At 69.2% G+C, this 21,200-nt stretch carries 25 protein-coding genes and 3 tRNA genes; 16 read left to right on the plus strand and 12 right to left on the minus strand.

The features are described 5' to 3' along the window. Nucleotides 1-8 precede the first annotated feature (8 nt). The 7 genes from serS (at nt 9) to Q9R27_RS11120 (ending at nt 5,273) form a co-directional block, all read left to right on the plus strand. On the plus strand, nt 9-1,301 hold the full coding sequence (gene serS, locus Q9R27_RS11090; protein ID WP_311252441.1) for a serine--tRNA ligase: 1,293 nt from the start codon (nt 9-11) through the stop codon (nt 1,299-1,301). Then, nucleotides 1,298-2,134: an HAD family hydrolase gene (locus Q9R27_RS11095; protein ID WP_311252442.1), complete on the plus strand. Its 837-nt coding sequence runs from the start codon at nt 1,298-1,300 to the stop codon at nt 2,132-2,134. Before serS ends, Q9R27_RS11095 begins: the two co-directional genes overlap by 4 nt. After that, the gene (locus Q9R27_RS11100) at nt 2,134-2,679 is read left to right on the plus strand and encodes a GNAT family N-acetyltransferase (protein ID WP_311252443.1); all 546 of its coding nucleotides are present in this window, start codon (nt 2,134-2,136) and stop codon (nt 2,677-2,679) included. The genes Q9R27_RS11095 and Q9R27_RS11100 overlap by 1 nt, the downstream gene beginning before the upstream one ends. Further along, a complete protein-coding gene (locus Q9R27_RS11105) occupies nt 2,672-3,475 on the plus strand; it encodes an HAD family hydrolase (RefSeq protein ID WP_311252444.1) in 804 nt (267 codons plus the stop codon). Before Q9R27_RS11100 ends, Q9R27_RS11105 begins: the two co-directional genes overlap by 8 nt. A 63-nt stretch (nt 3,476-3,538) precedes the next feature. Then, nucleotides 3,539-4,126, plus strand: coding sequence for a hypothetical protein (locus Q9R27_RS11110; RefSeq protein WP_311252445.1), 588 nt, complete (start codon nt 3,539-3,541; stop codon nt 4,124-4,126). Nucleotides 4,127-4,164: 38 nt separating this feature from the next. Beyond that, nucleotides 4,165-4,728, plus strand: a complete 564-nt coding sequence (locus Q9R27_RS11115) for a helix-turn-helix domain-containing protein (protein ID WP_311252446.1) — start codon at nt 4,165-4,167, stop codon at nt 4,726-4,728. A gap of 59 nt (nt 4,729-4,787) precedes the next feature. Next, nucleotides 4,788-5,273, plus strand: coding sequence for a DUF6036 family nucleotidyltransferase (locus tag Q9R27_RS11120; protein WP_311252447.1), 486 nt, complete (start codon nt 4,788-4,790; stop codon nt 5,271-5,273). Nucleotides 5,274-5,296: 23 nt separating this feature from the next. On the opposite strand, the gene Q9R27_RS11125 is transcribed toward Q9R27_RS11120, so the two are convergent. The 4 genes from Q9R27_RS11125 to Q9R27_RS11140 all read right to left on the minus strand — a co-directional run bounded on the left by Q9R27_RS11125 (nt 5,297) and on the right by Q9R27_RS11140 (nt 7,925). After that, nucleotides 5,297-5,851 (minus strand): bacterial proteasome activator family protein, encoded by a 555-nt coding sequence (locus Q9R27_RS11125; RefSeq protein WP_311252448.1) that lies wholly within the window; start codon nt 5,849-5,851, stop codon nt 5,297-5,299. Nucleotides 5,852-5,865: 14 nt separating this feature from the next. Then, nucleotides 5,866-6,834, minus strand: coding sequence for an NAD(P)H-quinone oxidoreductase (locus Q9R27_RS11130; protein WP_311252449.1), 969 nt, complete (start codon nt 6,832-6,834; stop codon nt 5,866-5,868). 120 nt (nt 6,835-6,954) lie between these two features. Beyond that, the gene (locus Q9R27_RS11135; protein ID WP_311252450.1) at nt 6,955-7,299 is read right to left on the minus strand and encodes a DUF6457 domain-containing protein; all 345 of its coding nucleotides are present in this window, start codon (nt 7,297-7,299) and stop codon (nt 6,955-6,957) included. A 65-nt stretch (nt 7,300-7,364) separates the two neighbouring features. Then, complete coding sequence (locus Q9R27_RS11140) at nt 7,365-7,925, minus strand: NTP transferase domain-containing protein (protein ID WP_311252451.1); 561 nt, start codon at nt 7,923-7,925, stop codon at nt 7,365-7,367. Nucleotides 7,926-7,991: 66 nt separating this feature from the next. Between Q9R27_RS11140 and Q9R27_RS11145 the strand changes: the two genes are divergently transcribed. The 3 genes from Q9R27_RS11145 to Q9R27_RS11155 are packed head-to-tail and all read left to right on the plus strand — an operon-like array spanning nt 7,992 to nt 10,135. Continuing rightward, complete coding sequence (locus Q9R27_RS11145) at nt 7,992-8,783, plus strand: carbon-nitrogen hydrolase family protein (protein WP_311252452.1); 792 nt, start codon at nt 7,992-7,994, stop codon at nt 8,781-8,783. A 10-nt stretch (nt 8,784-8,793) separates the two neighbouring features. Further along, entirely contained in the window at nt 8,794-9,858 is a 1,065-nt protein-coding gene (locus tag Q9R27_RS11150; RefSeq protein ID WP_311252453.1) for a hypothetical protein, read from the plus strand. Between the two features lie 46 nt (nt 9,859-9,904). Beyond that, nucleotides 9,905-10,135: a biotin/lipoyl-binding carrier protein gene (locus Q9R27_RS11155; RefSeq protein ID WP_311252454.1), complete on the plus strand. Its 231-nt coding sequence runs from the start codon at nt 9,905-9,907 to the stop codon at nt 10,133-10,135. Between the two features lie 37 nt (nt 10,136-10,172). On the opposite strand, the gene Q9R27_RS11160 is transcribed toward Q9R27_RS11155, so the two are convergent. Further along, a tRNA-Ser gene (locus Q9R27_RS11160) sits at nt 10,173-10,260 on the minus strand. Between the two features lie 86 nt (nt 10,261-10,346). After that, nucleotides 10,347-10,721, minus strand: a complete 375-nt coding sequence (locus Q9R27_RS11165) for a hypothetical protein (RefSeq protein WP_311252455.1) — start codon at nt 10,719-10,721, stop codon at nt 10,347-10,349. Between the two features lie 105 nt (nt 10,722-10,826). Between Q9R27_RS11165 and Q9R27_RS11170 the strand changes: the two genes are divergently transcribed. From Q9R27_RS11170 to Q9R27_RS11180, 3 genes are all read left to right on the plus strand, one after another. Then, nucleotides 10,827-11,291: a hypothetical protein gene (locus Q9R27_RS11170; protein ID WP_311252456.1), complete on the plus strand. Its 465-nt coding sequence runs from the start codon at nt 10,827-10,829 to the stop codon at nt 11,289-11,291. A gap of 67 nt (nt 11,292-11,358) precedes the next feature. Next, nucleotides 11,359-11,449 (plus strand) — tRNA-Ser (locus Q9R27_RS11175). A gap of 223 nt (nt 11,450-11,672) precedes the next feature. Further along, nucleotides 11,673-11,819: a hypothetical protein gene (locus tag Q9R27_RS11180; protein ID WP_311252457.1), complete on the plus strand. Its 147-nt coding sequence runs from the start codon at nt 11,673-11,675 to the stop codon at nt 11,817-11,819. 150 nt (nt 11,820-11,969) lie between these two features. Here Q9R27_RS11180 and Q9R27_RS11185 read toward each other — a convergent pair whose 3' ends face one another. Continuing rightward, nucleotides 11,970-12,950 (minus strand): LuxR family transcriptional regulator, encoded by a 981-nt coding sequence (locus Q9R27_RS11185; protein WP_311252458.1) that lies wholly within the window; start codon nt 12,948-12,950, stop codon nt 11,970-11,972. A 168-nt stretch (nt 12,951-13,118) separates the two neighbouring features. Beyond that, nucleotides 13,119-14,957 (minus strand): phosphoenolpyruvate carboxykinase (GTP), encoded by a 1,839-nt coding sequence (locus tag Q9R27_RS11190; protein WP_311252459.1) that lies wholly within the window; start codon nt 14,955-14,957, stop codon nt 13,119-13,121. Nucleotides 14,958-15,109: 152 nt separating this feature from the next. On the opposite strand from Q9R27_RS11190, the gene Q9R27_RS11195 reads away from it, so the two are divergent. Together Q9R27_RS11195 and Q9R27_RS11200 are read left to right on the plus strand one after the other, a co-directional pair. Further along, complete coding sequence (locus Q9R27_RS11195) at nt 15,110-15,445, plus strand: metalloregulator ArsR/SmtB family transcription factor (RefSeq protein ID WP_311252460.1); 336 nt, start codon at nt 15,110-15,112, stop codon at nt 15,443-15,445. Between the two features lie 55 nt (nt 15,446-15,500). Next, nucleotides 15,501-15,573 (plus strand) — tRNA-Arg (locus Q9R27_RS11200). Between the two features lie 61 nt (nt 15,574-15,634). On the opposite strand, the gene Q9R27_RS11205 is transcribed toward Q9R27_RS11200, so the two are convergent. From Q9R27_RS11205 to Q9R27_RS11215, 3 genes are all read right to left on the minus strand, one after another. Continuing rightward, nucleotides 15,635-16,558 (minus strand): hypothetical protein, encoded by a 924-nt coding sequence (locus tag Q9R27_RS11205; RefSeq protein ID WP_311252461.1) that lies wholly within the window; start codon nt 16,556-16,558, stop codon nt 15,635-15,637. Between the two features lie 107 nt (nt 16,559-16,665). Then, nucleotides 16,666-17,637 carry a methyl-accepting chemotaxis protein gene (locus Q9R27_RS11210; protein WP_311252462.1) on the minus strand — a complete coding sequence of 324 codons (972 nt, stop codon included), beginning with the start codon at nt 17,635-17,637 and terminating at the stop codon, nt 16,666-16,668. Beyond that, a complete protein-coding gene (locus tag Q9R27_RS11215; protein ID WP_311252463.1) occupies nt 17,634-18,191 on the minus strand; it encodes a PAS domain-containing protein in 558 nt (185 codons plus the stop codon). The genes Q9R27_RS11210 and Q9R27_RS11215 overlap by 4 nt, the downstream gene beginning before the upstream one ends. Nucleotides 18,192-18,330: 139 nt before the next feature. Between Q9R27_RS11215 and Q9R27_RS11220 the strand changes: the two genes are divergently transcribed. After that, a complete protein-coding gene (locus Q9R27_RS11220) occupies nt 18,331-19,611 on the plus strand; it encodes a glycoside hydrolase family 16 protein (protein WP_311252464.1) in 1,281 nt (426 codons plus the stop codon). A 150-nt stretch (nt 19,612-19,761) separates the two neighbouring features. Here the strand turns inward: Q9R27_RS11220 and Q9R27_RS11225 are convergent, their stop codons facing one another. After that, nucleotides 19,762-21,120: a TrpB-like pyridoxal phosphate-dependent enzyme gene (locus Q9R27_RS11225; protein WP_311252465.1), complete on the minus strand. Its 1,359-nt coding sequence runs from the start codon at nt 21,118-21,120 to the stop codon at nt 19,762-19,764. Between the last annotated feature and the right edge of the window lie 80 nt (nt 21,121-21,200).

The following is a 21,200-nucleotide window of genomic DNA, read 5'->3' on the forward strand; positions in this document are numbered from 1 at the left end:
CTTGCGCCATGATCGATCCCCGCATCCTGAGAGACGAACCCGACCGCGTCCGCGCCGCCCTCGCCAAGCGTGGCCTCTCCGGTGAAGCGGTGGACCGGGCACTGGCCGCCGACGCGACGCGGCGCAAGGCGATCGTCGACTTCGAGGAGAAGCGGGCCGAGCAGAAGCAGCTCGGCAAACTCATCCCCAAGGCATCGCCCGACGAGAAGGCCGATCTCCTGGCGCGGACCAAGGCACTGGCCGCTGAGGTGAAGGCGGCCGAGGCGGCCCAGGGTGAGGCGGAGGTGGCGTGGAAGGCGGCCCTGGCCAGCATCCCGAACCTCGCCTCCGAGCACACCCCCGCCGGCGGCGAGGAGGATTTCGTCGTCCTGGAGGAGGTCGGGACGCCGCGGGATTTCTCCGCCGAGGGATTCGAGCCGCGCGACCACGTCGAGCTCGGGAAACTGCTCGGCGCCATCGACCTGGAGCGGGGCGCCAAGGTCAGCGGCAGCCGCTTCTACTTCCTCACCGGGGTGGGCGCCCAGCTCGAGCGTGCCCTGGTCAACCTGGCCATGGACCAAGCGCGTGAGGCCGGCTTCACCGAGGTGATCGCGCCGTCCCTGGTCAAGCCCCGCGCGATGGAGGGCACCGGCTTCCTGGACCAGGCCGCCGACGACGTCTACCGGATCGAGGGCGAGGACCTCTTCCTGGTCGGCACCAGCGAGGTGCCGATGGCGGCGTACCACTCCGACGAGATCCTGGACGCCGAGACGTTGCCACTGCGTTACGCCGCGTTCAGCCCCTGCTTCCGCAGGGAGGCAGGCTCGCACGGCAAGGACACCCGCGGCATCATCCGGGTGCACTGGTTCGACAAGGTGGAGATGTTCGTCTACACGACCCTGGACCAGGCGGAGGCCGAGCACCAGCGCCTCCTGGCCTGGGAGAAGGCATTCCTGGAGAAGCTCGAGCTTGCCTACCGGGTGATCGATGTCGCCGCCGGCGACCTCGGGCCCAGCGCCAACGCGAAGTATGACTGCGAGGCGTGGATCCCCACCCAGGGCAAGTACCGCGAGCTCACCTCGACCTCGAACTGCACGGACTTCCAGACTCGCCGCCTGGACATCCGGGCGCGGTTCAGCGACGGCGAGCAGCAGCGCACCGGTCCGATCGCCACCCTCAACGGCACCCTGTGCGCGATGACGCGCACCATCGTCGCCATCCTCGAGACCCACCAGCAGGCCGACGGGTCGGTCCGGGTGCCGGCAGCGCTGCAGCCGTATCTCGGCGGCCGCGAGGTGCTCGAGCCGATTGTGAAGCCGTGAAGGAAGCGTTGCCGGGCTGGCGCCCCGAGCTGGTTGCCCTCGACATCGACGGCACCCTGCTGCGCTGGGTCGAGGGCTCCGGGACGGTCCACGGGGAGGTGCCGCCGGCGGTGCGTGACGCCGTACGCCGGGCCTATGACGCCGGCGCCCACATCGTCCTGGCCAGTGGTCGCTCGCTGCACGCGATGACGCCGATCGCCGACCAGTTGGGCCTGCCCGACGAGGGCGCCGAGCGGCTGTGGATCGTGGCTTCGAACGGAGCGGTGGTGTTGCGCTACCCACCGATCGAGGTGGTCCACGAGGAGACCTTCGACGCCAGCGTCGCCGTACGCGAGGTGCTCAAGCACCACCCCTCCGCCCTGGTCGGGGTGGAGGAGCGCGGCATCGGCTATCGGGTCAACCGGCACTTCCCTCCCGGTGAGCTCTCCGGGGAGATGATCCTGACCGACGTGGAGGAGATGGTCGCCGGGCCCGTCAGCCGCGTCATCATCCGCGACCCCGACGCCACGGTGGAGGACTTCCACCACCTGGCCACCAAGCTCGGGCTGCACGGCACCGACTACGTGATCGGGTGGACCGCCTGGATGGACCTGGCCCCGGTCGGCATCTCGAAGGCCTCCGGCCTCGCCCACGTCGCCGCGGAGCTCGGCGTCGAGGCCGCTGACGCACTGGCCATCGGTGACGGTCTCAACGACCTGGAGATGTTCGCCTGGGCCGGCCGTGCGGTGGCGATGGGGCAGGCAGTGGAGAAGGTGCGGGACGCCGCCGACCACGTCACCGAACCGGTCGACGAGGACGGCGCCGCCATCGAGGTCTCCCGCTGGTTCCCCTGATGGACCTGCCCCCGATGGTCACCACCGAGCGGCTCCGGTTGCCGCTGTGGACCGGCGCGGACTCCGAGGCGATCCGGGCCGGCCGCGGGCGCGAGGGTTATCACCGCGACTACCCGCGACCCGACGACGTCGATGCGGCCGCGCTGTGGCGTGCCGATGACCCGTGGGCGCCGCGCCACATCGTCCGCGGCGTCACCGCACTGGGCTCGATCGGTTTCTTCGGTCCGCCCGAGCCCGCCGCCGACGGTACGCCGGAGGTGGAGGTCGGCTATGGCCTGGTCGCGGAGGCGCACGGCCACGGCTTCGCCACCGAGGCGCTGACGGGCCTGCTCGGCCTCACCGACGCTCTGGGCGTCCGAGTCCGGGCCAGGGTCGAGCCGACCAACCGGGCCGGGCTCCGGGTGCTGGCGACCTGCGGCTTCACCGAACTGCGCGGTGGCGACGAGGACGGCCACCTGGTGATGGCGCGCCCGCTGCCGCATCCCCGGGGCAACGAGCCACAGGGCGACGGGCCCAACGGCGTACCCGACGGCACCGATGCCTGAGCAGGCCGCACCCAGACTGGTCGCCACCGACCTGGACGGCACGCTCCTCGACGACCACGGCCAGGTCAGCCCCCGCACCCGCGAGGTGCTCGGCGAACTGGACCGGCGCGGCATCCCGGTGGTCTTCGTGACCGGGCGCCCGATCCGGTGGATGGAGTCGCTGTGGAGCGATGTCGGCGGGCACGGCCTGGCGATCTGCTCCAACGGGGGCATCGTGTACGACGTACCCGGTCACGCGGTGCGCAATGCATTGACCATCGAGCCGGAGGTGGTGCTGGCCGCGGCGCAGCGACTGCGCCGCAGGATCCCCGGGACCAGTTTTGCGCTGGAGAAGACCGGCGGCTTCGCCCGGGAGCCGGGTTATCAGCCGAGGGTGCGGCAGCCCCTTGAGATCCCGATCGGTTCGCTTCCCGAGATCGTCGACAGCACCGTGGTCAAGGTGCTCGCCCGGCATGACGACATCGCGCCGGAGCCGTTCTGGGGACAGGTCGAGGAAGCGATCGGTGACCTGGTCACCACCACGTGGTCCTCGGTCGACGCACTGGTCGAGATGTCCGCGCGCGGTGTCACCAAGGCCACCACCCTGGAGCGGATCGTTGCCGAGCTGGGCGTGTTGCCCGGTGAGGTGGTCGCCTTCGGGGACATGCCCAACGACATCCCGATGCTGCGCTGGGCCGGCCACTCCTATGCGATGGCCAACGCACACCCGAGCGCGCGGGCCGCTGCACGAGGCGTCGCACCGGCCAACACGGACGATGGCGTGGCGTCGGTGCTCACCGGACTTTTCGGCCTGTGACACCCTGAACCGGGCCGATTGTCTAGGCTGGACCATCCAGCCCTGCCCGACCACGAACCGGAGGTGACGATGCGCCGCGTGCTGGTGCTGCTGATGCTGGGCCTTCCGATGGTGGCCCTCGGGTCGTCACCTGCCTATGCGTGTGACGAGCCGGTGCTGCCGTTCAACCGGCAGGTCAGCCATGCCGTGCACATCTTCACCGGCACTGTGACCGAGCAGCGCGTGGACCCGGCCCAGGACGGGAACCGGCGGATCTACGACGTACAGGTCACCGACGAACTCAAGGGCAGCGGACTCGACCCGCTGGTCCGGGTGGCCTCCTCGACCGACCCGGAGCAGTGCGGCATCGGTGAGATCCAGACCGGCGACGAACTGATCTTCTTCGTCGGCGAGGTCCAGGGTGCCAACTACTTCGAGGCAGTGAGCACCGAGGGCACCCGGGCCGCCTCGCCCATGGTCCTGGCCCAGGTGCAGGAGGAACTCGCCCCCGAGCCCGAGCCCGAGCCGCTGGACGTGGAACTGACCAGCGTCGAGGACGGTGCTCCGCCGAGCATCACCAAGGCGATCGCGCCGGGCCTGATCGTGGCGATGGTCGGCGTGGTCGCACTCGTCATCGGCACCCTCTTCGGGCGCTCCCGCAAGGGCGCCTGACCCCGCGCCGAAGGCCCGCCGCCCTGGGGCTGCGCCTCGTGCGGAGGCACCTGAATGGCGTTGTGTTTTTGGTGTTTGCCCGCCAAGATGGTCCCATGGCTGTGGACCGTGACCTCCTGAGCACCGGCGAGACCGCGACTCGCCTCGGTGTCTCACGCCAGCAGGTGGTGAACCTTTGTGACCGGGGAGAGTTGGAGCACGTCATGGTCGGCAAGCACCGCCGCATCCCCGTGCGTGAGGTCAACCGTCTTCTTCGACCTTCCCTGACCCGGGAGCAGGAGAAGTCACTGTGGTTGCATCGCGCGCTGATGACGCCACTGCTGACGGCTCCCCAGGAGGTCATCGATCACGCCTTCGAGAACATCACCCGATGGAAGGGCGCGCACCGTCCTGACGGTGTGACGGTGCGTCACCTCGGCCGCTGGGAGCAGATCCTGGAGCAGGGCCTTGATGCGGTGATGGAGACCATCGTCTCGCCGAGCCCGGAAGCGTGCGAACTGCGGCAGAACACCCCGTTCGCTGGCATCCTCGACGACATGACCCGGGCGCAGGTTCTGCGGAACTTCAATGACCACTGGAACCGTGAGCACCAGTCCGCGTGAATCGTCAACAACTTGCACACCTCCTGCGAGCGGCCTGTCGGGTCGTCGACAGTGCAGAAGTGCTCGTCCTCGGGTCCCAATCGATCCTGGGTTCCTTCGACGAAGACGAACTACCACCTGAGGCAACCGCCTCGATGGAAGCCGACATCGCGTTCCTTGACGACCCCGACCGCTCCAAGGCCGACCTTGTCGAGGCGGCCATCGGCGAGATGTCGACGTTTCACCGGATGAACGGTGTGTACGCCGAGGGCATCTCGACCGAGACGGCGGTCCTTCCCAGGGGATGGCGTGACCGGCTCCATACGTGGGGCCTGGTCTCCTCCGAGCCAGCTCGCCCCTTGTTCCTGGAGCCCCATGACCTGGCAATTGCCAAACTGGCCCGCCTGGCACCAAAGGACCGCGACTTTGTCGACGCGCTCGTCCGGGCAGGCATGCTCGATGTGGTCACCCTGCGGGAACGAGCAGAGGAAATCGCCGAGGACCAGAAGCCGGTACGCCTAGGCCGCATTCATAGCTATCTCGACGCGTTCACTGGCGGGGATTGATCAATCAGACGTACGCCGGACCACTAGAGGTACATCCCCGAGCTGGGGCCGCCGTGCGGCTGCCCCTCCGGGGCCTCGCCCTCTGCTCCGGGTGCGCCCGGCTGCTGCCCCGCCTGCTGGATGAGCCCGGCAGGCAGTGCCCGGCGGATCTGCTCGAACTGCGCGCGTGAGGCCACCTGCTGGGCATAGATCGCGGTCTGGATGCCGTGGAAGAGCCCTTCCAGCCAGCCCACCAGCTGCGCCTGGGCGATGCGCAGTTCGCTCTCGCTCGGCGTACCTTCGGTGAACGGCAGAGAGATCCGCTCGAGCTCCTCGATCAGCTCCGGCGCCAGACCGGCCTCGAGCTCCTTGATGGACGACTCGTGGATCTCCTTGAGCCGGTTGCGGCTGGCCTCGTCGAGCGGGGCGGACTTCACCTCGTCCAGGAGCTGGCGGATCATGGTGCCGATCCGCATCACCTTCGCCGGCTGCTCGACGAGGTCGGTCACGTTGCGCTCTTCGTCGCCGCCACCGTCGTTGCCCTCGCCGTCCTGGGGACCGAGGATCAGGATCTGCTCTTCGGGCTGGTTCTCACTCATGGACCCAAGGGTAGTCACACGGTCAGCACGATCTTCCCGATGTGCCCGCTCTCCTCCATCAGCTGGTGCGCCCGGGCGGCCTCGGCCAGCGGCATCGTCGTGTGTACGACGGGACGCACCCGCCCCTCGGCGACCAACGGCCACACCTGCTCGACCACCTCGGCACAGATCGCTGCCTTCTCCTCGAGCGGCCGCGCCCGCAGCGAGGTGGCGTGCACGGAGCCGCGCTTGGCCAGGAGGGCACCGAGGTTGAGTTCGCCCTTCACCCCACCCTGCATGCCGATCACCACGAGCCGGCCACCGGTGCGCAGCGCCGCGACGTTCAGGCCGAGGTACTTGGCGCCCATGTTGTCCAGGATGACGTCCGCGCCACCGCCCTCGCGGACCACCTCGGTCCAGTCCTGCTCGCGGTAGTTGATCGCGACCTCCGCGCCGAGTTCGCGGCAGGTGGCCAGCTTCTCCTCCGACCCGGCAGTGGTGAGGACCCGGGCACCGCGCGCAGCGGCGAGTTGGATCGCGAAGGTGCCGATCCCGCCGGCTCCGCCGTGGACCAGGAACGACTCGCCCTCGCCGAGTCCGGCGAGCATGAAGACGTTGGACCAGACGGTGGCCGCCACCTCGGGCAGGGCGGCAGCCTCGGTGAGGTCCAGTGGCGCGGGGACCGGCATCAACTGGCCGACCGGGACGGCCACCAGTTCGGCGTACCCACCGCCGGCGAGCAGCGCGCACGCCTGGTCGCCGACCTGCCACCCGGTGGTGCCCTCGCCGAGGGCCTCGACGGTGCCGCTGCACTCCAGGCCGATGATCTCCGAGGCCCCGGGCGGTGGCGGGTAGAAGCCCTGGCGCTGCAGGGTGTCGGCCCGGTTGACCGCCGTGGCGTGCACCCGCAGGAGCACTTCGCCCGGTCCGGCGACGGCATCGGGCACTTCGGCGACGGAGAGTACGTCGGGACCACCGGTCCCGTTGGCGACGACGGCACGCATGCCGCCACCCTAACCGGATCCCACGAACGCTCAGTGCTTGATGTCCGAACGCTCAATCGTTGATGCCCAGAGCGCAACGATTGAGCTTTCGGACATCAACGAGTGAGCGTTCGTGGGCCGTCAGGAGTTGTGGTCGAGGCCTTCGAGGTCCTTCAGGTCGCCGGCATGGTCGACCCCGGCGTCATCGGGGATCGGGTCGGCGATGTCGTCCGGGTCCGGTGCCCCGGCCGGTTGCTCCCAGTGCTCGGCCAGGCGCAGCGCGGCTGCGGCCAGGGCCTCGGTCCGCTCCGGGTCGGCCCCGTGTACGCCGGCGGCGTACCCGAGCAGGAACGTGGTGATCGGCGCGGCCGGGCGTACGACGTTGTGCGCGGCCTCGCGCGCCACGTCGAGCACGAGCGCCTCATCGATTTCGACATCGATGTCCAGGGCGTCGCACAACTCGTCGATCCAGTCGTGGAGGTTCACGACTCCAGCGTGATCGTTGCCGGCGCGCTCTGCAACCCCCTGGGCCCGGTTTGGCCAGTCCGGGATCAGGCCAGGTCGCGCAGGTCGGCCCACCCGTCGATGTCACGGTGCTCGTCGTCGATCGAGGAGACCTCGACCAGGTCCAGGTCGGCCAGGAGGCGGCGTACGGGCAGCCCGAACTCCTCCTCGCGCGGCGGGCGGACCCGCTCCAGGGCGGTGGTCTCCACGACCAGCGCGAGTTGCCGCCGCCCGTCCGGACCGCACAGGACGGCGCCGTCATGGCCGCGGGCCGCTTCGCGGAGCCGCGCGAAGGTGCCCATCGAGACCCTGGGCATGTCCACGGCCAGCACCAGCAGTTGCTCCGGACGGCGGGCGAACGAGTCGAGGCCGTGCAGCAGCCCGGCGGCCGGACCACCGAGGTGCGGGTCCTCACGGGTGAAGGTGACCGGTCGCTCGGTGTGCACCCAGTCGCCGAGTACGACGACCTCCCCGGCGTCGATCACTGCGTCCAGCGCCCAGGCGAGCAGGGTGCGCCCGTGCAACTCGATCGATGCCTTGTCCGCGCCGCCCATCCGGGCAGCGGTGCCGCCGGCGAGGATCACGGCTCCGAGGGCTTGGCGGTTCATGGGGGCAGTCTGGCAGAGCCGAACGGGGACCGCGGAGCCACGGCGCCGCAGTGGCAGGATGGACGGATGGACGAACTCGACGTGGCCCTGGTCCAGGCAGCCTCCTCCCTCGACCCAGCGGAGAACCGCGCCGCGATGGCTGCCGCCGTTGACGGGCTGGACGCGGACCTGGTGGTGCTGCCCGAGGCGTTCGCCCGCGACTTCGGCAGCCCCGGCGACGACGTCTCCGCCTTCGCCGAACCGGTCGACGGGCCGTTCGGCCAGGCACTCGGGGCCCTGGCCGGCCCGCAGCGCACCGTCGTGGCCGGCATGTTCGAGCGCTCCGCGGACCCGGCCCGCCCGTGGAACACCCTGCTGCTGCGCGGCGCCGCCACCGCGAACTACCGCAAGATCCACCTCTATGACTCGTTCGGCTACAAGGAGTCCGACCGCCTGGTGGCCGGGGAGTGGGAGCCGGTCGTGGTCGACGTCGGCGGGTTCCGGGTCGGGCTGATGACCTGTTATGACCTGCGCTTCCCGGAACTGGCCCGCGACCTGGTCGAGGCAGGTGCCGAGGTGCTCCTCGTCCCGGCGGCCTGGGTGCACGGGCGCACCGAGGCCGAGCACGCCACCAAGGTCACCCACTGGAGGACGCTGGTGCGGGCCCGGGCGATCGAGAACACGGCGTACGTCGTGGCCGTCGGGCAACCGGAGCCCCGCTACACCGGACGCTCCCTGGTCGTCGACCCGATGGGCGAGGTGGTCGCCGAGGCCGGGGAAGGGCCGCAGGTCCTGCACGCCACGTTGCGGCGTGACGCGATCAACAGTGCGCGGAGCGCGAACCCGGCTCTGGCGAACCGGCGGCACCGTTCCCGATAGCCTGTCCGGCGTGTCCCGCTCGCAACGCTCCGCTGGCCGACGGAAGGCCGAGCGCCCGCCGTCGCGAGCGGGCGTGCTGCTGGAGCGACTCCGCACCGGCCGCGGCAAGATCCTGGCCGTCGGCTGGACCCTGTGGGGCACGGTGGTGGTCGGCGCCGTCGTCCTGGCCGGCCTGAATGTGGTCGGGATCGGGCCCGCCTGGCTCGACCAGGCGGCTGCGGTCACCATCTCGACCTGCTTCGCCGCCTTCCTGTCACTGCGCACCGGCGGCCGGGCCCTGGTCTTCGGATGCGTTGCGCTCGCCCTCGGACTGCTGGCGGTGGTCTCGGGGGCGGAACTGTTGCGCACCGGGGCTGCGGTGATGACCTCCGTGGTCGCCGGTGTCCTGGCGGTGATGGCGACGGTGCCCGCGGTCCGGTTCCGGCATGCGGTGCGCGAAGCGGCAGTGGCCATCGCGATCTCGGCGGTCGGTGCACTCGGCGTGGTGGGCTATCGCCCGGTGGTCGACCTGGGCCTCTTCGACTACACCGCCCTCACCCTGGCGTTCGTGCTGGCCCTAGCCCTGGTCTACAGCCTGGGCGCCGGACTGCACGGCCTCGGCAGGCGCGGCGCGATCGCGGTGCTGGTCGGGACCCTGGCCATGGTCGCCATCCTCGCCTACACCGAACTGCTGCGCCGCTACGGCGCCGAGGGGTTCGTGGAGAATGTCCTCCAGGTGGTCCGCTGGATGCGCGAGCACCTCGGTGCGGCACCCCGCCCGGTGCAGGCGATGCTCGGCGTACCGGCCCTGGTCTGGGGCTGTCACGTGCGCGCCCGCCGCCGCCAGGGCTGGTGGCTCTGCGTCTTCGGTGTCGCCCTGACCACCTCGGTCGCCGGCCTCCTGGTCAACCCGGCCACCGGCTGGCTCGAAGCGGTGCTGATCGTGGGCTACTCGTTCGTCGCCGGCATCGTCATCGGCTACGGGATCATCCGGATCGACCTCGCCCTGACCGGACAGCACGGCCGTCGGGCACGCCGGGCCGAGGAGCAGACGGCGATGCGTCCGGAGCCGGCGCGCTTCTCGCCCCTGATGTGAGGCCGCCGGATCGGCGTACCTGTCGGTAACGGCTAGGTTCGATCCCATGAGCAGGGAACGAAGCACGGACGTCGTCGCCGAGATGGTGGCCAACGTGATCGAGGTGTCCGTTGCCGTCGGTGACCGGGTGGAGGTCGGCGACCAGGTGCTGATGCTCGAGTCGATGAAGATGGAGATCCCGGTGCTGGCCGAGCAGGCAGGCACCATCGACAAGGTCCGCGTCGACGTCGGCGATGTGGTCCAGGAGGGCGACGTCCTCCTCACCGTGCGCCACTGATCCTTGGCGCGCTGCGGCTCCGCGCTGGCGGGCCGCCTGGCGGAGGAGGCGGGATTCGAACCCGCGGTGGGTCTCCCCACGACCGCTTTCAAGGCGGTTCCGATAGGCCACTCCGGCACCCCTCCGTGCCGACGTACGACGACACGTGGTCGCCCGGCGCCAGCGTGGACAGTCTACGGGTGGGGCACCGTGGTGGTGCCAGTGGTCGCGGCTACTCGGATCCGCCGAGTTCGATCTCGACGTCGTCATAGGCGATGTCACGCAGGCGCTGCTGGTGGCGGTCGACGTCGGCGATGATCCGCTTGAGCTCGCCCCGGACCCGGTTGATGTCGGCGTCCTGCAGCACGGCCGGTCCCAGCGCTCCGAGCCGGGTCATCAGGGCGGTGCGCTCGCGCAGCACCGTGCTCTCGCGGGCGACCAGCCATCCGTCGTTGGCGATCGCGGTCTCGTTGGCCAGTCCCTCACGTACGGCGGCCAGGCGCTGGCGCACCGTCCACCGCCAGTTGCCCAGCGCGGTCCCCTCGGGCACGCGTACGTCGACGAGTTGGGCCAGGGCGGCCAGGCTCTGCTGGACGGGATCCCTCATCGCGCCTCCTGGTGTCGCCGGACAGTCCATCGAGTGTGACCTGCATCACGCATCGGTGCAAGGGGCCGTGCCCGGGCCCCGGTGGCGGTGCGGGAGAATCGGGGGGTGTCGACCGATTACCGCCTTGCCCCGCATCTGACCGCCCGCTTGTTCGGCCTGGTCCTCCTGCTGCTCGGGGGCCTGGTCTTCCTCGCCACCGTCCTGGTTCTCGTCCTCGACGCGCCCGTCCTGGTGCTCACGGCCGCGGTGGTGCTGACCCTGGTCGGAGTCTGCGGCGTCGGCTTCTGGCTCGGCAGGGCGGCGTACGTCGTCCGCACCACGGCAGACGGCTACCGGGTGCGGTTCGTGCGGGGCGCTGGCGTCCGGCAAGCCCGCTGGGCCGACGTCGAGGAGGCGGTCACCGACACCATCGCCGGGGCGCCCTGCCTGGTGCTGAGGCTGCGCGACGGCGGGAGCACCACCATCCCGGTGGAGATCCTGGCCGCCGATCGCGAGGCGTTCGTCCGCGACATCCAGGCCCGCCTGGCCGAGCGCGGTTTCAAGCGGCCACAGAAGCGTCGGCGCACCTGACGCGCACCGCCGGGACCACCCGATTCTGCGCCCGCGCGGATCTGCAGGTAACCTAGGCGCGCGTTGGGGAGGCGTCGCCTAGTCTGGTCTATGGCGCCCGCCTGCTAAGCGGGTTTGGGGCTACAACCCCATCGAGGGTTCAAATCCCTCCGCCTCCGCGCATGGGATGTCCCGCGAAACCACTCCGGGGTCGCGGGACATCCGCGATTTCAAGAGTGGAAAAAAGATTGGTGGATCGTGCATGAACCCGTCGCAGAGTGGGTAAAGACTTCTGCGAATCCTTGCAATGCAGATTCTTGCAACCGGATTCATGGGCAAGTTCCAGCAAAATGGCGCACACTGTAGACGGGTAAAAAGAATGACTTCTGTGGGGAGAACAGCATGAGGAAGCTCAGCAAGCGGGTTGCCGCGATTGTGCTCACGGCTGGCATCAGTGCCGGTCTCCTCGGCGCCACCGCCGTCTCCGCACAGGCCATAGACAGCAGTTGGGGCCGCGGCGAGATCATCTCGACCGTCCTCCTCGACTGAGAAAGACCTGGGACGAAGGACCCTTCAACCCCCCACATGTTCGGTCCCTGAGCCATCCCCCCGGCCCGTCCCAGACACCGCGAGGGCAGCGACTCCGAGTCGCTGCCCTCGCTCCTATTTCAGGACGCCTTGTGCGGGCGGATCCACCGGTCAGGCGTCCGGGGTGCCCGTCGTTCCCTTGAGGCCCATCCGATAGCCCAGCTGGAATCGCGTCTGGGCGTCGAACTCGTTCTTCAGGTCAGCCACATAGGCGGCATAGGTCCGCGGGCTGACTCCGAGCCGCTTCGCGCAGGTCGCATCGGAGTGGCCCTCGATCAGCATCCGGATCGCCATCGCGCGCTGCTCTGCGGCAATGCTGGCCAGGGTGCTGGACTCCTGGCTCTCGAACGGCCGGCCGCGCTCCCAGAAGCGCTCGAAGATGTCGACCAGATAGGCGACCAGGTCGACATCGCGGATCGCGAGGGCGACGTTGAGGTCGTCACCGGAGGGGATCAGGGCAACGGCCCGGTCCACCACGATCAGGCGGTTGAAGAACTCGTCCAGGGTGCGCACCTCGGCGCCTTCCTTGACCACCCTGGCGACGTACGCACGGGTGGGCCGGGAGCGGCGGGCGGCGTGCTGGTAGATCGTGCGCACCGAAACCCCGCGGCGCAGCGCCTCCACGTCGCGGGCGCCGGCCTCCTTGAGGTCGGAGCCGCCGCGGTCACCCTCGGGTTGAGCGGTGAGCATCTCGGTCTTGGCGCTGGGCACCAGTTCGGCCAGGAAGCGGTCGATCTGTGCCCCGCGCAGGCGGGTGACCGGGCCATCCTCGGTGGAGGGTGAACGACGGTAGACCTGGCTGAGGTCGGACAGGGTCTGGGCCCACTGGCTCGACTCGGCGATCAGTTGGGCGCCCTGCTGGCCCAGGGGGGAGACGATGCCGGACTGGACGGAGTTGGGGTCCACCACGGCATAGCGGTCGTTCTCGAGGTGGAGCAGGCCGAGTTCGAGGAGCAGCGCCACCGCCTGGGGCTGGTCGCGCACCAGTGGGTCATCGGCCGGCACCCCGCTGGCCGCAGCGATCGCCTCATAGACCCCCATGCCAGCCGATTCCAGCAGTGCACGCTGGTGCGGACTGGTTGAACCGTCCACGGACAACCCCTTCCTCGCCGCTCGCCCCCGGTGGGCAGCACAGTGCGGCCCCCTGCGGGGAGATTATGCCTGAAATGGCCGGAGGGCCGTCCGTGAATCACGGACGGCCCTCCGGGCCCTGGCTTCGGCACGCCTCGTTCCTCGGCGTACCTCCGCCTCACTCCTCGCTCAGGCCTGGTCCAGGGCGGCGGCCACGCGGCGGTGGGCCTCCCAGATCTCCTCGGGCAGGTTCTCGAACTGCTTGAGGTGCTCCTCGCGGTAGCCCATCTCCTGCTTCCAGCGGTCCACGTCGATCGACAGGATCGTCTCGAGGTCCTGCTCCGGGATGTCGAGGCCCTCAAGGTTGAGCTCCTCGACGGTCGGGAGGATGCCGACCGGCGTCTCGCGACCGGAGACCTCACCGTTGCGGAGCTGGATCAGCCACAGCAGCGGACGCAGGTTCTCGCGGTATCCGGGCCACAGGAAGTGGCCGTCCTCGGGGTCGCGCTGGAACCAGTTCACGTGGGCGAAGATCGGCTGGTCCTTGGCAGCACCGACGATGTCGAGGTAGTGGCGCGCGTAGTCGCCCTCACCGTAGGCCATGAACGGCCGGTTCGACATCGGGTCGTAGCGGAGCACGCCCTCCTTGCCCTCGGCCGCCGAGGTGGCCTCGGCGCCCAGGGTGAGGCCGTCGTACACGCCCTCGGCGAGGTCGTGAATCGCGCGGATCAGCGGCTCACGGTCGCGGGTGCGGCCACCGAAGATGATCGCGTCGATCGGCACGCCAGCCGCGGCGTTGTAGTCCTTGGCGATGTTGGGCACGTTGTCCAGCGTGGTGGTGAACCGGCTGTTCGGGTGGGCCCACGGGGCGTCCTTCTCGTCCTCGGAGCGCTCCGAGATCGGGTTGCCCTTCCAGTCCAGCCACCCGGTGGTGTCGGCCGGCGGCTCGGGGGTGCGACCCTCCCACCAGACCTCCTTGGTGTCCGGGTTGTAGGCGATGTTGGTGAAGATCGCCTGGGTGCCCGGGTCCACCGAGTGGAGAGCGGTTGGGTTGGTCAGCTCATTGGTGTCCTTGGCGACGCCGAAGACGCCGTACTCCGGGTTCATCCCGTAGAGGCGGCCGTCCTCCTCGTTGACCCACAGCCACGCGATGTCGTCGCCGTAGAAGGAGACGTGGTAGCGGTCGCCGAGGGCGTCGGGCGCCAGCATCATCGCCAGGTTGGTCTTGCCGGAGGCGCTCGGGAAGCCACCACAGATGTGGTAGTCCTTGCCGGTCTCCTTGTCGTGGATCCCGATCAGCATGTACTGCTCACCGAGGAACTTCTTGCTCGCCCAGCCGTCGTACGCCGCCTGGCGCAGGCCGTGGGCGATCTTGCCGAGCAGCGCGTTGCCGCCGTACGACGAACCGAAGTGGAGGATGGTGCGCTCGTCGGCGACGGTCACGAAGTAGCGCTGGTCCTCGGGCGTGCCCTGGCCGAGGTTCTCCAGGTCGCCGGTCACGTGGACCGCGCGGACGAAAAGGTTCGGGTCCTCGAGGTCCTCGACGAACTCCACGCCGACGCGCGACATCCGGATCATGTGCAGCACGACCGGGCGGGCGTCGGTCAGCTCGACACCGACGGCCCACGGCGCCAGCTCGTTGCCGGGGGGCGACATCAGGTAGGGGATGACGTACATCGTCTTGCCCTTGGACGCGCCACGCATGCGGTCCTCGAGCAGCGGCTTCATCTCCGAGGCCGGCTTCCAGTTGTTGTAGACGCCCTTGTCCTTGGGGTCGTTGGTGGCCACGACGGTGCGCTCCTCGGAGCGCGCGGTGTCCTTGTGGAAGCTGCGCGAGTAGTAGAGCCCGTCGCCGGCGGGGGAGAGCTCGCCGGCCTCCAGCGCTTCCTGGATCAGGCGGGAGTCGTCAGCGGCACTGACCACCTCGACGCGTTCTGCTCCGGTGAGCTCGGCGTAGTAGCGCACGTATTCACGCACGTGCGGATTCTTGAGCCCGGCTGCATCCAGTGCTGCCTCAACGTCTGCCATCGTTTGCCTTGACCCTCTCGTGGAAGTGTCGCTCTGCCTTGCTGGTGACACGCTGCTCGCCACCCTATGGGAATGCAGGCTGACATTACTTGAAGAACTTTGCAAGTAATGTAATCTGCATCCTCAGTCACACCGGACCCGGGAGGGGAGCAATGACGACCAGTATCCCCATCTACCAGGCCAAGGCGGAGCTCTTCCGCACCTTGGGACACCCGGTGAGGATCCGCGTCCTGGAGCTCCTCCAGGAGGAACCGATGCCGGTGCGTGACCTCCTGGCCGACCTGCGCATCGAGTCGTCCAGCCTCTCGCAGCAGCTAGCGGTGCTGCGCCGTTCCGGCCTGGTCACCTCGACGCGCGAGGGCACGACGGTCATCTATGCCCTCAGTACGCCGGAGATCGCCAACCTGCTCGCGGCCGGCCGGGGGATCCTCGCCTCGGTGTGGGGCGACGCCGAGGACATGCTCGCCAGCCTGCGCGAGTCCACCTGATTTCGCCGAACGGCCGCAGGTCGGCTATCCTCGTGCAGTCCTCTTGCGAGGGCATGCGCCTGTAGCTCAACGGATAGAGCATCTGACTACGGATCAGAAGGTTTGGGGTTCGAATCCCTACAGGCGCGCAGGACGAGGAGGCCCCGGGAGACCGGGGCTTCCTCGCATTTCGGGACCGTCGTACGCCGTTCAGAACTCGATGTCGGCGTAGTGCATGTCGTAGTCGACGTCGTACGTCTCGACGCTGATCGTGCCGCCCTCGACCTGGGTCGGGTCGACGTCGAAGAGTGCCTGCCCACGTGCCTTCCCGCCGGTGCGCACCGTCGTGGTCCAGTCCGCGGCCTCGGCAGGCGTGGTCTGGCTGGCCTCGTCCAGCACTTCGGCGCTGGGGGTGACGAAGGTCCAGGTCAGGTCCGAGGCCGCATCCGCCGTCCGCTCCGCGCCGTTGTAGACCGCCTCATAGGTGACCAGGACGTACTGCCCCCGCGGCTCATCGTTGTACTCGTTGGCCGTGGCGAGGGCATCGTCGGCGTTCGCCACGACCTCGGTCACGGTGACGGTCCAGTCGCCGAGCTCGATGGCATCGCCGACCGCCGACGGAGCGACGTCGGGGGACTCGCTCGCGCTCGGTTCCGTCCCGGACTCCTCGTCGAGCCCGGACTCCTCGTCGGTGTCGGAGTCGATCAGCCACCTGCCGTCGACGTGGACGAGTCCGAACCCTGCGGTGTCACCGTCCCCATAGTCGACCGTCACGGTGGCACTCTCGCCGTCGACGGTGGCCTCGATCTCCTCGATGACCAGCAGGTCCTCGCCCTCCTCGACGTCAAGGAAGGCGCGCATGATCAGGTCGGTCTGCGTCAGCAACTGCTTGCAGGTCTTGACCCCGGCGCCGAAGCCGTCCTCGTTCCACTCCGCGATGCTGGCCTCTTCGTACTCCTCAGTCCAGCGGTCGCAGGCATCCCGGTAGTCGCCGTCGTTGAAGGAGTCGATGAAGTCGCGCACCGCGGCCTCTGCTCCCGCGGCATCCATGGGCTCGTCGCCGTCACCGCATGCGGTGAGGACGAGGCCCAGGGCCAGGACGGGAAAGAGGTAGGACCGGGGACGTGCATGCATGGGGGACTCGCTTCTGATGGTGGTGATCGAAGGCCATGGTGGACCAGGCAGGACCAGCCTGTTCGGCGAATCACCGAACTGACCGCGAGAGCGCCACGCGTGCGCCGTCAGCGGCGCATCACCTGCAGGAAGTCACTGACCTGGGCGCGCAGGTTCACCGTCGCCCCGCTCAGGCCCTCCTGTTCGGCGCCGCCCTCGACAGCTGCTGCCATCTCGGTGACCATCGTGTTCATCTGCTGCACGGTCGCCCCGGCGCTGGCCATCACGCTCACCGCGTCCGAGGTGACGTTCTGGATCATCGCCACGTGCTCACCGACCTTCTGGGTCGCGGTCTGGGTCTCGTTGGCCAGTTCCTTGACCTCGGAGGCGACCACGGCGAAGCCCTTGCCGGCCTCGCCGACCCGGGCGGCCTCGATGGTGGCGTTCAGCGCCAGCAACCTGGTCTGGGCAGCGATGGCGTCGATCATCTTCACCACCTGCTGGATCTCCTGCGACGAGGTGGAGAGTTCCTCGACCGTGGTCCGGGCCTGCTCCATCTCGGCGCCGGCGCCCTCGGCCGAGCGGGTCAGGTCCGTGGTCGCAGTCGAGATCTGGCGCGACGAGTCGACGACGTGCTCGGTCAACGAGACCACCACCGACTCGAACTGGTTGGCGAGTTCCTGGCGCTCGGCGGTGGCTCCCTGCACCTGGTCGGCGGCCTGCTCCATCTGGGCCTGGCCGGCGTTGATCGAGGCGACGCCCACCCGGAAGTGTCCCGGCATGCCGCGCTCGAGGACGCGCCGGTGGTAGCGCCCCTCGCCGGCAGCGGTGAGGGCGGCGCCAGCTTCGCGGATGAACGCATCGGAGAGGTCGAGGACCCGGTTCACCGCGTGGCGCAGTTCGACCAGGTCGGCGTACGCATCGGTCTCCGGCACCCGGTGCACCCGGGCCTCGAGGTCGCCACGGCCGGCCGCGCGCAGCGTGTCCAGCATCCGTGCGGAGAGGGCCCGGTACGCCGTGAGTTCAGCGCGCTCGTCCTCGGTGAGGGCCGTCGGCGCAGCGGCAGGCGCCGGGGCCTCGGCAATGTGCAGGCTGTTCACGGCTGGTCCTCCAGGTTGATCAGGTGCCAGACGAACTCGTCGTACGTCTGGCCACGGTCGGCCAGGACTTGCTCCAGCGCACGTGCACCAGCCTCGGTGGCGGCCCGGGCGTTGGGCTGGGCGTCCTCGATGGCGCGCACGCGCTGATAGATCGGGACCACCTGGCTGATCGCCGCGGTCGACGGCGCCCGGCGGTTGGAGTGGAAGCCGATGGTCTGGCCGGTCTCGTCGCGCGACGGCGTGACGTGGGCCAGCACCCAGTAGTGCGAACCGTCGGCCGACAGGTTGACGATGTAGGCGAAGAGTTCGTCCTGGTTGGCCAGGGTGTCCCAGAGCAGCTTGAAGACCGCCCGTGGCATGTCCGGGTGCCGGATCACGTTGTGCGGCCGCCCGATCAGATCGGCCTCCTCATAGGCACTGATCTCCAGGAAGGTGTCGTTGACATAGGTCAACAGGCCCTTGGGGTCCGTCTTGGAGACGATGATCGCCTCCGGGGCGAGCTTCCGCTCGACTCCACTCGGCACCACCGCGGCCTCGCGCACCAGCGTTGTCATCTGCTCACTTCCCTTCCGGTTCGCGACATCTGATCGGCAAGCCGGGGCGCTTCTGTAGGAAGAATGAGTCGAGGATCACGACACCCGGAACCCGGGACCGGTTTCGTATGTCCGATTTGTTCACCTAGGGTGGTCGCTCGTGACTTTCTCGAGCAGGACCTTCGCCGTTGCCCTCGCCTTGATCGTGGCCTTGCTCGGCCTGGCCGCACCGGCGTCGTCGTCGGCGCCGTTGCGGGTCGCCCTCGCCGGTCCGGCCGACGTGGCTCCGGGCGAGTCGGCGACACTGACGGCCACCATCACTGGAGCGGCCCTGCCCGCCGGCAGCCGGGTCACCCTCGAGCACAAGGCCTATGGCCTGCTCTGGACGCGGGCAGCCACCGGCACCCTCGACGACGCGGGCCAGGCCCAGTTCACGGTGAGCCAGCGGACCGAGGGCACCTATGCCTATCGCGTCGCGATCACCAACGGCCTGCGGAGCACCCGTTCGGCGACCTACACGCTGGTGGTCGCCACGCCGGTGCAGCCGGCACCTGCGCCCGCGCCCAGCGGTTCGACCCCCACCCCGTCCAGCCCGTCCACCCCGTCCAACGCCGGCCAGCAGGGCGGCATCGCGGACAAGCCGTGCGCCGGGCAGGCGCCACGCAAGGCCGACGGCAGTGCCTGGACGTGCACCTACAGCGACGAGTTCGACGGGACCGAACTGGATCGCGACGCCTGGTATCCCCAGGTCACCGCGACCTCGGGTGTCACCAACGGGACGAAGACGCTCTACACCTGTTACGACGACCGCGACGACGTGATCGCCGTCCGTGACGGCCACCTAGAGCTCTCGATGGTCCGCCTGCCCAACACGGTCGACTGCGGCAAGGGCAAGGCCTCGCAGTACGTCGCCGGGCAGGTCTCGCACTTCGGCACCCACTCCCAGACCTACGGCAAGTACGAGATCCGCGCGAGGTTCCCCGACGTACGCCGCCCGGGTCTTCAGTCGGCGATCTGGCTGTGGCCGGTGGACCAGTCGCGATACGGTGCATGGCCGCTGTCGGGCGAGATCGACATCGTGGAGCACTACTCGTCCCACCCCGACGACGCTATTCCGCGCATGCACTACCTGGCCGGCATGACGAACAAGGCGAAGAACCGGAACGTCGTCACCGGCATCTGTGCGGTCAATCCCGGCGAGTTCAACACCTATGGACTGGAGTGGGAGCCCCGCCGGTTGCGGATCTTCGTCAACGGGGATCTGTGCATCGAGAACAACTACTCCTCGCCGGTGGGCCTGCTCAACGCGAACGCCCCGTTCGATCACCCGTTCTTCCTGGCCCTGACCCAGATGATGGGCACCACCGGCAACGAGTACGACCCTGCCGTGATGCCCGCCCGGGTCACCACCCAGGTCGACTACGTGCGCATCTGGCAGTGACCTGCCCGCCGGCACCCGTGACGAGGCTGCCGCCGCCCCTCCCGCTGTAACGCGGGGTCCTCGTCGCTTGAGTAGGGCTGTGACGCGCGATTTCGTCAACAGCACCGCACAAGTGGGGGCGGCGGCGTACCTCCGCGCTCACTCCTCGCCTCAGCCGGTGATCTCCGGTACGGCGGCGAGGGCTGCGGTGAGTGCCTCGTCGGAGAGGGCGTCGTCGGTCAGCGCGTCGGCCAGGAACTGCTCGTAGGCACCCAGTTCCAGCAGGCCGTGGCCCGACAACTGGATCACGATCACCTTCTCCTCGCCGGACTCCTTCGCGGCAAGCGCCTCGCGCCGGGCCTGGGCCAGGGCATGCGCCGACTCCGGGGCGGGCACGATCCCCTCGGTCCGGGCGAACTCGATCCCGGCCTCGAAGCACTCGCGTTGGTGCAGCGCGGTGGCCTCGATCAGCCCCTCGTGCACGCAGTGCGAGACCAGCGGCGCCATGCCGTGGTAGCGCAGCCCGCCGGCGTGGATCGGTGAGGGCACGAAGTCGTGGCCCAGGGTGTACATCTTCATCAGCGGCGTCAGCCCGGCCGTGTCACCGAAGTCGTAGCGGTATTCACCGCGGGTCAGGGTCGGGCACGAGGTCGGCTCGACGGCCAGGATGCGCGGCGACTGGTTGCCGGCCAGTTTTTCGCGCAGGAACGGGAACGCGAGCCCGGCGAAGTTGGAGCCGCCGCCGGCGCAACCGATGACCAGGTCCGCGCCGTCCTCGCCGGCCATCGCCAACTGCTTCAACGTCTCCTCACCGGAGATCGTCTGGTGCAGCAGCACGTGGTTGAGCACCGACCCGAGCGCATACTTCGCGCCCGGGTCCTGGGCAGCCAGTTCGACGGCCTCGGAGATCGCGATGCCCAGCGAACCCGGGTGGTCCTCGGCGAACGCGCGGCCGGACTCGGTCATCCGCGACGGCGAACGGTGCACCTTCCCGCCGAAGACCTCGATCAGCGTGCGGCGCTGCGGCTTCCCGTCGTACGACGCACCGACCTGCCACACCTCGCACTCCAGGCCGAACAGCGAGCAGGCATAGGCCAGGGCGGTGCCCCACTGCCCGGCGCCGGTCTCGGTGGTGAGGCGGGTGATTCCGTTGACCTTGTTGTAGTAGACCTGCGGCACGGAGGTGTTCACCTTGTGCGAGCCGGCCGGGGAGACGCCCTCGTACTTGTAGTAGATCCGGGCCGGGGTGGCCAGGGCCTGCTCCAGCCGGTGCGCGCGATAGAGCGGCGCGGGGCGGTACTGCCGGTAGACCTCGCGGACCGGCTCCGGGATCTCGATGAACCGCTCACCCGAGACCTCCTGGGCGATCAACTCCGGCGGGAAGAGCGCCTCCAGGTCCTCGGGCCCGACCGGCTGGTGGGTGCCCGGGTGCAGCGGCGGCGGAGGCGGAGTGGGCAGGTCGGCGACGATGTTGTACCAGTGCGTCGGGAGTTCGGACTCGTCGAGGAGGAACTTGCGGGGCTCGGTCATGGCGCCATCCAACACCAGCCTCCAGCGGGTGCGGAAGCGAGTCCGCCCGACTGTCTCAGGACGCGGTCCGGCGGTGGGCG

Origin of the sequence: Nocardioides sp. AE5 (assembly GCF_031844485.1) — a bacterium.
Classification (GTDB): Bacteria; Actinomycetota; Actinomycetes; order Propionibacteriales; family Nocardioidaceae; genus Nocardioides.

Excerpts from the sequence above, each read along its gene's own strand:
- serS (WP_311252441.1), top strand. The coding sequence starts at position 9 with ATGATCGATCCCCGCATCCTGAGAGACGAACCCGACCGCGTCCGCGCC.
- Q9R27_RS11100 (WP_311252443.1), top strand. The coding sequence starts at position 2,134 with ATGGACCTGCCCCCGATGGTCACCACCGAGCGGCTCCGGTTGCCGCTG.
- Q9R27_RS11105 (WP_311252444.1), top strand. The coding sequence starts at position 2,672 with ATGCCTGAGCAGGCCGCACCCAGACTGGTCGCCACCGACCTGGACGGC.
- Q9R27_RS11125 (WP_311252448.1), bottom strand. The coding sequence starts at position 5,851 with ATGAGTGAGAACCAGCCCGAAGAGCAGATCCTGATCCTCGGTCCCCAG.
- Q9R27_RS11130 (WP_311252449.1), bottom strand. The coding sequence starts at position 6,834 with ATGCGTGCCGTCGTCGCCAACGGGACCGGTGGTCCCGACGTACTCTCC.
- Q9R27_RS11140 (WP_311252451.1), bottom strand. The coding sequence starts at position 7,925 with ATGAACCGCCAAGCCCTCGGAGCCGTGATCCTCGCCGGCGGCACCGCT.
- Q9R27_RS11145 (WP_311252452.1), top strand. The coding sequence starts at position 7,992 with ATGGACGAACTCGACGTGGCCCTGGTCCAGGCAGCCTCCTCCCTCGAC.
- Q9R27_RS11155 (WP_311252454.1), top strand. The coding sequence starts at position 9,905 with ATGAGCAGGGAACGAAGCACGGACGTCGTCGCCGAGATGGTGGCCAAC.
- Q9R27_RS11165 (WP_311252455.1), bottom strand. The coding sequence starts at position 10,721 with ATGAGGGATCCCGTCCAGCAGAGCCTGGCCGCCCTGGCCCAACTCGTC.
- Q9R27_RS11180 (WP_311252457.1), top strand. The coding sequence starts at position 11,673 with ATGAGGAAGCTCAGCAAGCGGGTTGCCGCGATTGTGCTCACGGCTGGC.
- Q9R27_RS11190 (WP_311252459.1), bottom strand. The coding sequence starts at position 14,957 with ATGGCAGACGTTGAGGCAGCACTGGATGCAGCCGGGCTCAAGAATCCG.
- Q9R27_RS11195 (WP_311252460.1), top strand. The coding sequence starts at position 15,110 with ATGACGACCAGTATCCCCATCTACCAGGCCAAGGCGGAGCTCTTCCGC.
- Q9R27_RS11205 (WP_311252461.1), bottom strand. The coding sequence starts at position 16,558 with ATGCATGCACGTCCCCGGTCCTACCTCTTTCCCGTCCTGGCCCTGGGC.
- Q9R27_RS11215 (WP_311252463.1), bottom strand. The coding sequence starts at position 18,191 with ATGACAACGCTGGTGCGCGAGGCCGCGGTGGTGCCGAGTGGAGTCGAG.
- Q9R27_RS11225 (WP_311252465.1), bottom strand. The coding sequence starts at position 21,120 with ATGACCGAGCCCCGCAAGTTCCTCCTCGACGAGTCCGAACTCCCGACG.